Annotated in this window: 9 protein-coding genes; 5 read left to right on the top strand and 4 right to left on the bottom strand. The window is 65.1% G+C overall.

What is annotated here, in order from left to right; genetic code table 11:
- Positions 1–118 precede the first annotated feature (118 nt).
- From AB0I32_RS07905 to AB0I32_RS07915, 3 genes are all read right to left on the bottom strand, one after another.
- On the bottom strand, positions 119–2,860 hold the full coding sequence (locus tag AB0I32_RS07905) for a restriction endonuclease (RefSeq protein ID WP_357504583.1): 2,742 nt from the start codon (positions 2,858–2,860) through the stop codon (positions 119–121).
- Positions 2,861–3,342: 482 nt separating this feature from the next.
- Positions 3,343–4,464 (bottom strand): HAD family hydrolase, encoded by a 1,122-nt coding sequence (locus AB0I32_RS07910; RefSeq protein ID WP_357504585.1) that lies wholly within the window; start codon positions 4,462–4,464, stop codon positions 3,343–3,345.
- A complete protein-coding gene (locus AB0I32_RS07915) occupies positions 4,461–4,820 on the bottom strand; it encodes a hypothetical protein (protein ID WP_357504587.1) in 360 nt (119 codons plus the stop codon). Before AB0I32_RS07915 ends, AB0I32_RS07910 begins: the two co-directional genes overlap by 4 nt.
- Positions 4,821–5,190: 370 nt before the next feature.
- Between AB0I32_RS07915 and AB0I32_RS07920 the strand changes: the two genes are divergently transcribed.
- On the top strand, positions 5,191–6,378 hold the full coding sequence (locus AB0I32_RS07920; RefSeq protein ID WP_357504588.1) for a hypothetical protein: 1,188 nt from the start codon (positions 5,191–5,193) through the stop codon (positions 6,376–6,378).
- Positions 6,379–6,410: 32 nt separating this feature from the next.
- Positions 6,411–6,890, top strand: coding sequence for an SAM-dependent methyltransferase (locus AB0I32_RS07925; RefSeq protein WP_357504590.1), 480 nt, complete (start codon positions 6,411–6,413; stop codon positions 6,888–6,890).
- Positions 6,891–7,038: 148 nt separating this feature from the next.
- On the opposite strand, the gene AB0I32_RS07930 is transcribed toward AB0I32_RS07925, so the two are convergent.
- Entirely contained in the window at positions 7,039–7,992 is a 954-nt protein-coding gene (locus AB0I32_RS07930; RefSeq protein ID WP_357504592.1) for a formylglycine-generating enzyme family protein, read from the bottom strand.
- A gap of 223 nt (positions 7,993–8,215) precedes the next feature.
- Here AB0I32_RS07930 and AB0I32_RS07935 point away from each other — a divergent pair, with 223 nt between their 5' ends.
- From AB0I32_RS07935 to AB0I32_RS07945, 3 genes are all read left to right on the top strand, one after another.
- Positions 8,216–10,576 carry an arylsulfatase gene (locus AB0I32_RS07935; RefSeq protein WP_357504594.1) on the top strand — a complete coding sequence of 787 codons (2,361 nt, stop codon included), beginning with the start codon at positions 8,216–8,218 and terminating at the stop codon, positions 10,574–10,576.
- Positions 10,577–10,989: 413 nt separating this feature from the next.
- A complete protein-coding gene (locus tag AB0I32_RS07940) occupies positions 10,990–11,661 on the top strand; it encodes a GAP family protein (RefSeq protein ID WP_357504596.1) in 672 nt (223 codons plus the stop codon).
- Positions 11,662–11,757: 96 nt separating this feature from the next.
- Positions 11,758–13,101 carry a DUF1254 domain-containing protein gene (locus AB0I32_RS07945; RefSeq protein WP_357504598.1) on the top strand — a complete coding sequence of 448 codons (1,344 nt, stop codon included), beginning with the start codon at positions 11,758–11,760 and terminating at the stop codon, positions 13,099–13,101.
- Positions 13,102–13,214: the final 113 nt, after the last annotated feature.

Consider the following 13,214-nt stretch of genomic DNA (forward strand, 5'->3'; position numbering starts at 1 on the left):
TTCACCGGTGCATTGTTGGTGTGATCGACGGGGGCATCACAGTTCACAACCAGTGGGCTCTTGAGCGGAGACTGCTCGGCCCCGGCATCATCGTGACCCCGGTTCTGTACAGAGCGTGCTAGAAGAGGCTGGGGTCATCATCCATCGTCTCTGCCTTTGGTCGCTCTCGCCGAGCAGTGGAGAGCCCAGCCAACCGAGCCCAACTACGGAAGCTCTTGCCGATCCCCTCCTTGGTGCCGGAGGCCCACGTGGCGTTCACGGCTTCGGCAACCAGATCGCCAAGCTGGGCCGGCTTAACCGCGGGGTTCGCCTCGATTGCGCCGAGCACTTCCTTCCCTCCAGGCACACCTCGCAGCAGAGCGAACAACTCGGACGGCACCAACTCTCCGTTCTCTACAAGGCCGGGCGTCGGCCGAATGGAACCGGAGGCATTATCCACCACCAAGGCTCCCAGCGCGTAAAGCTGTCGCATTGCCCTTCTGCCACCGGCCGTAGTTGGGAGTGGCAATGTTCCTTGTTCGGCCACCTCAATCAAGAATGCGACCGATGGCCCCGATGGGGCGCTAGGAAACACCACCTGGTCCATCCGAATCGTTCTTGCTGTTAGGAGCGACCCCTTTCCCCTAGCACCTTCCGGAGCAATGCGCGCTCCCTTTTGGGAGCTGACCGCTAGGCCGGCATACTCGAACCAGGAGATGTAGGCACGGGCATAGGTGCTCCACGTACGATCCGCGACTTCAACAGCCGGGAACACTCCAGGCAATCGTTGTGCGAAGGCCTGCGCAGTCACGGCGCCGGATGTCTTCTCTGCCACATCGACAAAGACTGTGTAGGCGCGATGGCGACGGAGTGCCGCTGCCACACGCCGTCGGATCTCACTCTCGAGATCCGATGCATCGAAAATCTCGGGAAGTAGGCGCACCCGGTTCGGCACGTATGAGGCAAGGCCGAGGAGTCGCATTTCGCGGGATGCATTCCAGACCACATTCTCGCTTGTTGAAAGGCGCTCAGTTATTTCACTGACCGCGGCGTCACCTCGCCCGATACTGAGCACGACCGACAGCAATCGCGCAACGGAGGCAGGGGTAACTCTGAGAATGTATGAATCTTCAATGGGTACCGAGCCCGTATTTAGGTAGTCGCGGAAAATATCCCAATAGGTGTCAAGCCGCTCTCCGACCTGGACAACCAAGCGCTGATCCAAGAGTGATTGAACAAGCGCTGGAGTGTAGCGCTCGGTAACATCAGCGGCCATTATTGGCGCGTAACGTGCCACAAATCGCAGGGCTTCCGCCTCCGAAGGGTTGAGCGAGGCGAGGTCGCCCTCGAAAAGGCTCTGGACGTTCAAACCTTCGTTGACGAGCTGTTCTTGTGTGCTGCCCGACTTGAGTTCACCAATTAGATGCCCTGAAAGTTTCTTCAGAAGCCAGGGAAGGCCCTGACTGTACTCTCTTAGTCGTTGACGGATCTCACGGGACAGCTTTTGATCAGCAGCCTTCTCAAGGCGCTTGAGAATCACCTCTACATCCTTAGCGCCGAATGGGTCCAAGGTGATCACTGAGGCGCGACCGCGAATTTCATCCCGAAGTTGATATGGATGATTTTCGGTCCAGTCAACGTAATCGGTCTTCCATGCGAACCCGACGACGAGTCCGCTTTTCCTGTCCGTTGCAGCGAGGGCCAAGTCTCGAAATTCGCGAGTGAGATCAGGATCCTTGAATACATTCTCGAACTGGTCAAAGAAAACGAGCATCGGAGCATCGTCCTTCGACCAAATTGATTCCTCGAGCGAGCTTAGCGCGCCCGCAACCGTCGCCCAGGTCGCGTTGTCCGGGAGTTTAACCAGGCCAGCCGTCTCTGCCGCCACGGCCGCCTTGCGCAACACCGCGGCAACGTAGCCACCTTGACTGGCGGTACGGGAGTCGATCACTGTGGCTTGCCCACCGGTGCTTCTTATGTGTGCAGCTATCTTGAGTGCGAGCGAGCTCTTGCCCCAGCCTGATTGGGCATTGAGTACGAGCAGCTTGGAGCCGGACCCGATCGAGTCATCGACTTCTCCAAGAAGCTTTCGGCGGCCCACAAAATATTTCGGGGATGCGGGTCGTTGATACTCGAAATCTGAGCTGCTTCCGGTGACCGTCACGATGATGGGGTCAGGGTGTCCACTTGTGGAGATAACGGGCTTTGCTGGACCACGAAGAGGCAAGACTGGAAGGCCCTGGGCGTATGCATGTTCGGCCAGTAGTTCGCGTGCGGCTTGACTGACGGAGCCGGTTGCCGAATCCACGACGATCCGTAAACCCGTCCGGGAGGCTTGATCAATCTCCACCGCGGCCGTGTAGACCCCTGATTCGTGGACGACCACAGCGGGATCGCTGAACGTCCTGTCATGCTCTTGAATTTCCCGGATGAGGCGCTTCCCAAGGAGAAGGTCCCAGATCGTGACCGCGTTCAAAGACCGGAATCGCTGGTCGCCTTCCTGGATCTTCCGAGCCTTCTCGGCACCGTCCGAGGTGAGCCGAGGGATCGCTACGAAAAGTCCTCGGAGTTCGCCTGGCGAATCGAGTCGTCTTGCGGCCAGCTTTCCGTAGAATGCCGACAGTTTCTCTGCGCTAACTGCCGACGAATAGGCTTTGCACTCTACGATCGCTTCAGCGCCGTCAAGTGTGTGGCGCACCACCACGTCAAGTTCCACACCGGACTCCGAGACGTTCAGATTCTCACGTTTTGGCTCCTCGTATCCGTACGTGCTAAGAACTCGCGCTATGAAATCTTCGAAAAGGTGGCCCTTTGCATTGTTCACTGCGCTCTGAGAGTCACCGTGGGCCAGAACTATCACGAGGGGATCTCGTACCGTCACTGTATCCAATGTGGACTGACCTCACGATTTCGGAAGTTGGACGCGCTATCACATGTACGCGATGATAGCCGTGCGGGTGTCGGTTGAAATCATGCGCCAGGGTGAACTTTGCCGACCAATGCAATTCCGCGGCGCCCGGTGCGCGGCTGGTCGAAGGGCTGGAGGAAGCCTCCTCGCCGGGATCCGGGCGTGTTCGTCAGGGCGCGACCTGTTGTTGGATGACGTTCTTGGCGTGGCGCCGGACGGGAGCGGTGATCTCGGGGTTTCGTGCTCTGCGACCAGCCGCAGGTACTTTGTAGCGACGACGAGTTGAGCGACGGCGCCGGAGTACGTGCCAAGCACGTCGGTGAACACGGGGCGCGCTCTTGCCTCGATGTCGGGTTGAAGAATTGCTGAGCAGGCAGGGTGAGCTGCCCCCGTAACCAGCAGGTTCTCAGCCCTAGATCTCCCAGTCCAGAATCGAGTTCTGACGTCCGGATCGGCTAAGGGCCGCCGAGGGGAAGTTCGAACCCGGCAGAACCGTTTCCGACGACGCTGCGCCACTGGGCCCGGCGTCGACCCTCGTCTCCACGGGGAAACCACAGGCTCGCTTCGATGGCGGCGGCCTCGATCGCGCGCATGGTGGTGCCGACACCGGACGGGATGGGCGCGTGCCGGACCCAGCGACCGGTCTGGAGGGTCCAGGCCTCGCACCGGGCCAGATCGGGTCCGGTGCCGTGCCAGACACGCAGGACCACCGGACCAGTCGCACTCGCTTGGGCGGTGGCGATCTGTGCAGCCAAGGGTGACAGCGAACGATCCACGGTGGGAACCAGTGAGGCCAGCACCGCCACGGCACCGCTCTGTGCGATGGTGCCGGTGGTCTCGTCGGCGGCGCTGCGGACGATCGCGGGTGCGTGTCCCATCGCGACCGAGCGTCCGGCCCAAGCCAGCATGGCCAGATCGTTGACGCCGTCCCCGACCGCCACGGTGCGGTCGGCCGGGATGTTTAGGTATTCACGCACACCATCGAGCGCGACGGCCTTGTTCACGTCCGCCGCCGTGATGTCTAGCCAGTCAGGCCCCATCGGAGCGACCACGACACCGGTTGCATGCAGGGCATCGGTGAATCGGCGGATGCCCGGCGCAATGAGCACGATCCGGGTCACAGGTGCTGCCACGAGGTCGTTCAGTGGGACCAGCTTCTGTTCTCCGTTGAGTTCGCTGGCCTCGAACCGGTGGCTCGTTCGCCAGCCCCAGCCAACCTCTTCGACCGCGACCCGCACTGTTGGGGCGACATCCAGCGCGCGGTGGATCACTGGCTTGGGGTCGAACGTGCGGACGGCGACGATGTCGTATCCCGAGGGCGCGGAACGGCCGAGGTGTACGGTCATGGCGCCGTTGGAGCACACGCCCCATCCGGTGGTCAGCCCTAGCCGGATCGCGATCGGAACGAGCCCGACCAGTGATCGCCCGGTGGCGAGCACGATCTCGTGCCCGGCTGCACGGACCAGATCCAGTGTCTCGACGGTGCCGGACGGGATCTTGTTTCCCTCGTCCACAAGCGTCCCGTCAATGTCGAGCGCCACGAGCATTCGCGCCCCTGTTTTGGTGGTGGCGCTCATCGGGACACCGCCCGACGCAGTACGGACCGGACCTGGACCTCGAAGCCATCGACCTCACCGGTCCACAGGGTGTTTCCGGGCACGAACATCCGGTGATCCACCGGGATATCAAGGCCCAGTTCACGGGCGATCTGCTCGCCCTCTTTGAGATGGGTCGGCTGGAGGCTGACACGGTTGCGCGCCACGGTCACCAGCTCAACGCGATCGGCCCCGACGAGGGCCAGAATCCGTGACGCTGTTATGAGTCCATCGCCGATATCCATCGGGCACCGCCCTCCGCTGCTGGTAGCCATCGCGTTCTGCACCGGCTTGTGTGGTTCATCAAGGCGTCGCATCGTTGCTGCTGTGGTCTTCACGGGACTCTCCGGAACCTTGCAAAGCCATCTCTGGTGCTCGCCGGGAGCGAGCGTGGTGGCTAGTCTTGTTGCGTTCTGATCGGCCGGGCAGGGCAATCAACGGGGCATTCTGGGGGCGTCCTTCTGGACGGCTACGCGGCCCACGAGGGGGGCTGAGTAGTGGGTAACGACCTACTACGTGCGCTGCGCGAGGCGCTGCCGTCCCGCCTGCGCTCCGGGGAGCCGATGTCGCGTGCGGAGCTTGCGGAGGCCGTCAACGCGCACGTCTGGGTGACAACGGGCCAGCGCACTTGATGCGCACGCGATCGCCCGGTACGAGCGTGGGCATTCACGGTGGCCCGGTAAGCAGTACCGCGACGGCTTGCGTGCCGTGCTCGGCGTCGACACGGACGCCGAGATCGGCTTCTACAGAACGAAGCGCGGTAGCGCGGCGCGAGACGTTGGTCGATCGTCCACGTGGGACATGGATACGCTGACCGGGCTGACTGACCTGGGGAGCAAGTTCGTGGATCTCACCCGTCGAGGCCTTCTCGGCGTGGCCGCCTACTCGGCGATCACCACCGCACTGCCGAGCGACTCGTGGTGGTCGGAGATGGCCCGCCGATCGGCCCAGCGCGCCGCACACGGTATTCGCTCCGTCGGACGCGGCGACATCGAAGCCGTCCGTGAGTCGGTCACCTTCTTCTCTCGCATGGACCAACGCCATGGCGGCGGACACGCACGAGCCGCAGCCATGCAGTACCTCACCGACGACGTGAACCGACTCCTGAACGGTTCCTTCGCGAGCGACACCCTCCGGCGAGAGATGTTCGCCGCCGCCTCCGAGCTGGCCTACGTCGCAGGCTGGATGGCCTTCGACAACGCCGAGCACGGCATCGCCCAGGGCCTGTTCACCTCGTCGGTCAAGCTGGCCGCGGAGGCTGAAGACCCCGCAATGGCCGCGCACACGCTCCGAGCTATGGCGCACCAGGCGATCGACCTAGGCCACCCCACCCAGGGCCAAGAACTCGCGGCAGCGTCCATGGACGGCGACCGCTACGAAGCCGCCGCGCCACGAGAACGCGCACTGCTCGGCGTCGTCCACGCCCGCGCCCTCGCGGCAACCGGACAGAAGCGAGCAGCCACCTCAGCGCTTCTGCGAGCCGAGCAAGACCTCGCGGTAGCTACACCAGGTGGCAACGAGCCCGCACGGGTCTTCTTCTTCGGCGAGGCGTCCCTCGCCCACGAGACCGGCAACACGCTCCGAGACATTGGAGACCTCGCGGGCGCCGAACAACAGCTCGAACACTCCGTAGCAACTCGGAAGAAGACCACGTTCAAGCGAACCCACGCCGTCACGCTGGGCTACCTCGCAGACGTACAGGCCAGACGCGGCGAACTCGAACTCGCATGCGCCACCTGGAGTACGGCTCTCGACGCGATGGACGGCGTCCAATCGGCGAGGGCTCGCCAGACCATCGTTGAGATGCGATCGGCCCTCGCCATTCATAAGGCCACCAACTCGGACGTCGCTATTCTCGACGAGCGCGCTCGCGCCTACCTCGCCGCGACGAACTGATCCTCGGAGGAACGTTGACCGACCCCATCGTCATGACCCCAGTCGCTCGTGTCGTCGGAGGACGCACCGAGCCGACCGACGACTACTGGGGCGGCACCCGCTCGATCATCCGGATCGACCCGGACGCCTACCGCGAGGCGTCGGTTGCCGGGCTTCATGAGTTCTCGCACCTCGAGGTCGTCTTCTTCTTCCACCTGACCGACCAGACCGACCTCAACCCCGGGGCGCGCAGGCCACGCGAGAACCCGGACTGGCCTGAGGTCGGGATCTTCGGCCATCGGAACATGCGGCGCCAGAACTGGATCGGTGTCTCGCGCTGTCGGCTGGTATCGATCGACGGCCTGGACCTCCACGTCGAAGACCTCGATGCAGTCGACGGGACCCCGGTGCTTGACATCAAGCCGTGGTTCGCGGAGATGGGACCGCGCGGTGAGACACACCAGCCGCCGTGGGTGTCCGAGATGCTTGGTGACTACTTCGCTCCGGCCTCGAACGAGCGATCTCCGTCCTGACGTTCGGCGGTCCTTGCGTAGTTCGCAGGGCGTCCGAGAGGTGCACGGAGCGTGTTCCAGACGTCGTGGTCTGGTGGACCCGCGCGCCACCGCCGTCGTACACGACAGAGCGACCCGGGGTATGAGCTATTCGGCGAGGACTGACCCTTCATTCCGAGGCCACCGAGTGCACGCACCGGAAGCCGACGTGCGACGCGGTGTCGTTTACCCCGTGCCCCTGCCGGGCGGCGGGGCGATAGCGCCGGCAGTAGAACGGCGAGCACAGGTGAGAGCCGCCCTTCGTCACCATCCGGTCGGCCTCCGTCAGGCGGGCGAGGACGACGGCCTCGCCGCCGCAGCAAGCCCCACCGTCGTCGTCGTCGTCGGCCGGGTGCCTGGCGGCACCGGTCTGCGTGCGCGGCAGGTGCGACGCCGTCCACGGGCTGGCGGTCCACTCCCAGACGTTGCCGATCATGTCGTGCAGCCCGAAGTCGTTGGCGGGGAAGCTGCCCACGGGCGACGTGCGGTGGAACCCCCGGGCGTCGTCCGAACGCCATGGGAAGGGGCCCTGCCAGGTGTTGGCGAGCACCACGCCGTCCGGCGTCAGCTCGTCGCCCCAGGCGTACTCCGCGCCGCGGCGGCCACCGCGGGCGGCGTGCTCCCACTGCTCCTCGGTGGGCAGCCGCTTGCCCGCCCAGCGGGCGTAGGCGGCGGCGTCCGCCCAGCCCACGTGGACCACGGGATGGGCGGGGATCGACTCCCAGGAGCTGCCCGGCCCCTGCGGGGCACGCCAGGAGGCGCCGGGCTGCCACCGCCACCACCGTGTCCAGTCATCGAGCGGAACGGGACGGGGCGGCTGCGTGAAGACCTGCGACCCGGGTACCAGGAGCGCCGGGTCCGCGCCGGGGAACTCGGCTGGGTCGGGGGCCGTCTCGGCGACCGTGACGTGGCCGGTCTCCGCGACGAACCGGGCGAACTGGGCGTTCGTCACGGGGTGCCTGTCGAACCACAGGTTCTCGACGGTGACCTCGACGACCGGTCGTTCCTCGGGGTAGTGGTCCGCGCTGCCCAGCACCGTGGTCCCACCCCGGACGAGCACCTGCTCGGCCGTTGTCGCGAGCATCGTCAGCTCCTCGCTGATGTCGCCGAATCCTGCTCGAACATGTTCCGAGCACCCGTGGGGTCCCTGCCTCGCCCCTGTCGCTGCTCTTTCCCTCGGATCATTCGTCGATCCGCCACCGCCCCCCTCACCCGAAAGAGGTGAGGGGGGCGCTACCCCGTCTTGGCAGTCTGTCGCTCAAGGGTCGCCGCTTCGACGACTGGCGCTGCGCAGGAAGGAATGATCAATGCCGATCACCGAATACAACCAAGGGGAGCCGTTCCCAGGAGTGGTAGGTCGGACCGTCGATGAGTCCGAACCCGCCTGGCCTGCGCCGCGACGCGCCTCCGAGGGCGCGCCCAACATCTTGTTCGTCGTGGTCGACGACGTTGGCTACGGCCACCTGTCCTGCTTCGGCGGGTTGGTCGAGACACCGAACATCGACCGTGTGGCCGCCAGTGGCCTGCGGTACGCGAACATGCACACGACCGCACTGTGCTCGCCGACCCGCTCGTGCGTGCTGACCGGCCGCAACCACCACTCAAATGGGGTGGCCAGCATCATGGAGCTTGCCACGGGGTTTCCGGGCTACGACGGAAGGATGCCGTTCGAGAACGGGATGCTGCCGGAGATGCTGCTGGAGCACGGCTACAACACGTTCTGTCTGGGAAAGTGGCACCTGTCGCCGTCCGAGGACAACACCGCCGCCGGCCCGTTCCATCGGTGGCCGCTGGGTCGCGGGTTCGAGCGCTACTACGGGTTCCTGGCAGGCGAGACGAACCAGTGGTACCCGGACCTCACCCAGGACAACGCGCAGGTAACCCAGCCGCGTTCCCCGGAGGACGGCTACCACCTGAGCGAGGACCTGGCCGACCAGGCGATCAAGCTCCTCCTGAATGCGCAGGTCAACGCGCCCGAGAAGCCGTTCTTCATGTATTACGCGCCCGGCGCCGCGCATGCCCCGCACCACGTGCCCAAGGAGTGGGCCGACCGGTACAAGGGCCGCTTCGACGGCGGCTGGGACGCCTACCGCGAGACCGTGTTCGCCCGGCAGAAGGAACTGGGCCACTTCCCCGCCACCGCAGAACTCTCGCCCCACGATCCCGATGTGCCGGAATGGGACTCGCTGAGTGACGACGAGCGTCGCTTGTACGCACGGATGATGGAGGTCTTTGCCGGTTTCCTGTCCCACGCCGACCACCACTTCGGCCGGGTGCTGGACACCCTCGAAAAGATCGGCGAGCTCGACAACACGCTCATCATGATCATCTCTGACAACGGTGCTTCGGCCGAAGGCGGCGTATCCGGGTCGTTCAACGAGATGCAGTTCTTCAACGGTGTGCCCGAGAGCTTCGAGGCGAACCTGGCAAAGATCGACGATCTCGGAGGCCCGAGCTCCTACAACCACTACGCATGGGGTTGGACCTGGGCCGGCAATACGCCGTTCCGCAGGTGGAAGCGAGAGACCTACCGCGGCGGAGCCACTGACCCGTTCGTCGTCGCGTGGCCAGCGGGGATCGCGGCGCGCGGCGAGGTGCGTTCCCAGTACGCGCATGCGATCGACATGGTCCCCACTGTCCTCGACGCGCTCAAGATCGAAGCGCCGCAGGCGCTCCGCGGTGTGGCCCAGTCACCACTGGAGGGTCACAGCTTCGCGCACACCTTTGACAGCGCGAATGCACAGACCAACCACCCGACGCAGTACTTCGAGATGTTCGGCCACCGGTCGATCGACCACGACGGATGGCGCGCGGTGTGCCCATGGCCGGGCCCGAGCTACACCGAGTCGGCGAGCCTGGGCCGTGAGGTCGGTCAGAAGATCACGCCCGCGATCCTCGACGAGCTCGACGCGAACGGTTGGGAGCTCTACCACGTCGCGGAGGACCCCACGGAGTCTCGGAACGTTGCAGGCGACCACCCGGAGCGGCTCAGCGAGATGATCGAACTCTGGTGGGGGGAGGCTCGCAAGTACAAGGTGCTGCCGATCGATGGCGGGCTGCGGGAACGGCTGTCCGCAGAGCGTCCACAGACCGCCAAGCCTCGAACCAGCTACGTCTACTACCCGCATCTGTCTATCGTCCCGGCGTTTGCGTCACCGCCCATCTTCAACCGCCCCTATTCCGTGGAGGCCGATGTCGATATCCCGGCAGGAGGGGCGAACGGCGTGATCGTCGCGCAGGGCGGGGACGCGGGCGGAGTCAGCTTCTTCCTTGACGACGGCCGCATGCGATACGTCTACAACTACGTCGGCCGCGAGCAGTTCGACGTGTCCTCATCCGACCCGGTGCCCGAGGGGCGGCACGTGCTGCGCTACGAGTTCGAGCCGACCGGCGAACCCGACTTCCGCGCGGGCAGGGGAGCCCCGGGCAGGGCCCAGCTCTATCTCGACGGGACGCTGGTGGCCACTGCTGACTTCCCGGTCACGACGCCGATCGTCTTCGAGCTGGAGGGGCTGAGCTGCGGCTACGACTTCGGGGCACCCGCCACCGGCGAGTACGCGCCACCGTTCGAGTTCACCGGCACGATCCACTCGGTCACGATCGACGTCTCCGGAGACCTGATCAAGGACGAGGAATCAGAAATCGCCCGCCTGATGGCCCAGCAATAGGCCGAAGGCCACGTGGTCCATGGGATGACCTTGCCGGTCAATGCAGGGGTACCGACCGAAGGCCCGCGTGATCTCCAGGCAGCATGGGTCAAGGACGCGATAGCGGTCCGCAGATAGTCCGCAAGAAGTCCGCACCGGACCCTCCGGCCCCAACACGACCAACGGCCGGGAGCGTTGGAATTCCCAACGTCCCGACCGTTGTCGCTCCTGCCAACCCGTGCCATGTGTCCGGACTGCGATCCACGAACTACCGTTGAACATGCGCTCTCGGCAGGCTCGCTTTCGCAAAACCGCAGGTTGAATACCCCATAGGCCACCGGAGAGTCACCCCGTTCGGGTGACTCTCCGCCCGTCGCCAACACCTAACGTCGGCTCCGCGGGTCGCCAGGCTTGCCCAAGCGGAGGTGCTCGGTATGGGCGTAGCAATCGGTCAGTCGCTACCTATCGCGGTGGGTGTCCTCGTCAGTCCGTTGCCGATCGTCGCGGTGGTGCTGATGCTCGTCAGCGCAAGGGCGCGTGCGAACGCGCTGGCGTTCGTGGTCGGCTGGTTCCTGGCGGTCCTCGTGCTGGTCGGCGTGGTCGCGCTGCTGGCCGGGACTGCTGCGCCCGACGACGACGGGCCAGCCACGTGGACGGGCTGGCTGAAGATCGTCCTCGGTGTCCTGCTGCTGTTCCTCAGCATGCGTCAGTGGCGTGGGCGACCACGAGGCGGCGCCGAGCCGCCGGCCCCGAAGTGGATGGCGGCCATCGAGCAGTTCACCCCGGTGAAGTCCGCGGGCCTCGCGGTCCTGCTCGGCGCGGTCAACCCGAAGAACCTGCTTCTGGTCGTGTCCGGTGGTGCCGCAATCGCGGCTACTCAGCCCGCGGACACCACCACGACGGTCGTAGCAGCGCTGGTGTTCGCGGTGGTGGCCAGCGCAGGTGTGGTGACACCAGTCGTCATCTACTTCTCCATGGGGCCCCGCGCTGCCCAGGTCTTGGATGAGCTGAAGACGTGGATGATCCACAACAACGCGGCGATTATGGCCGTCCTGCTCCTGGTCATCGGCGCGAAGATGCTCGGTGACGGGATCTCCGTCCTGTGATCTCACCAGCTTCGGGTGAGCCGCTTCGCCGGCCAGCACAGCCAGAGTGATCAGGACCGACGATCCGCCAGGGATTCGGCCGGCGGGAAGGACACCATGCCCACCATCGAGACCAGCCCGGAGCTTGTCGCCCAGGCCTACCTGTACGGATTCCCGCTGGTGTTCAACCTCGACCAGGTCAACAGATACGTGCACGAGGGCATCGGTGCCAACCCGGCCGCCGCGTTCAACACGTTCAGCCACGCCCGTACCCTGGCCGGTCCCGAGGACACCTTCGTGACCATCAACAACGACACGTTGTACTCGATGGCGCAGCTAGACCTGAGCGTCGGTCCAGTGGCGCTGCACGTCCCGGACACCGCAGGTCGGTACTACGTCTTGCAGTTCGTGGACGCCTGGACCAACAACTTCGCCTATGTCGGCCACCGCGCCACCGGCACGGGCGAGGGCGAGTTCCTGCTCGTGCCTCCCGGATGGGACGGAGATGCCCCGGCCGGCGTCACCCTCATCCGGTTCCCGACCCTCGTAGCCTCGATCGTGGGGCGGTGGGCAGTGGCCATCGAGCAGGATCTGCCCGTGGTCCACGAGTTCCAGGACGCCGCCACTCTCACACCGCTCGACCCGGACGCCAGTCCCGACGGCCTGGCTGTCCCCGACGAGTCGGTGCCCGAAGAGCTGGTGTTCCTCGAGAAGCTGCGGGTCTGGTCTCAACAGCTCCCGCCCGCTGAGCGGGACAAGCCGCTGCAGAACAGCCTCGCTCCGCTCGGGCTCACCACGACCGGGGCGTCCCCGTACACGTCCCTGCCGACCGCTGATGTCAGCGCCCTCGCTGAAGGGCTGGAACACGGCAAGGCCGCCCTGCACAAAGTACTGGTCTCCGGCAGCTCTCCTGAGGTCAACGGCTGGAAGCTCGTCTTCCACGCCTTCGACTACAACCTCGACTTCTTCGAGGTCGGCGCCCTCGACGACGACCAGTTCAAGATCCAGGACCCCAAGCTGCGGATCGTGGAACGCGCCGCCGCCGCGATCGGCGGCCTGTGGGGAAACCACCCCTACGAAGCCGCATACGTCATCACCTACGTCGACGACCACGGCGAACAGCTCACCGGTGCTCGCACCTACACGCTACGGCTGCACCCCGCGCCACCGGTGGACGCGTTCTGGTCACTGACCATGTACTCCGTCCCGGACTTCTACCTCGTGGCCAACCCCATGGACCGGTACTCCATCGGAGACCGCACCCCGGGTGTCGTCCTGGACGACGACGGTGCACTGACCATCGTGATCAGTCACGAGCAGCCCACCGACCCCAAGGCCGCCGCGAACTGGCTGCCCAGCCCCGCAGGCGATTTCCGGCCTGTGCTGCGGATGTACGAACCCCACCCTGCCGTCCTGGACCAGACCTACGTCCCGCCCCCGATTACCCGCACACCGGGCTAGCACTAGATCGGGCATGTGGGTACGAGGGTCGCGAGGCGGTGCTCAGCGCTTACGCCGACCCGCCGACCCGCCGACTCCAGATTCCAACGTTCTCAGCCGATCCCGCCGGGTAC

This window comes from Promicromonospora sp. NPDC050249 (assembly GCF_040656015.1).
GTDB lineage: Bacteria > Actinomycetota > Actinomycetes > Actinomycetales > Cellulomonadaceae > Promicromonospora.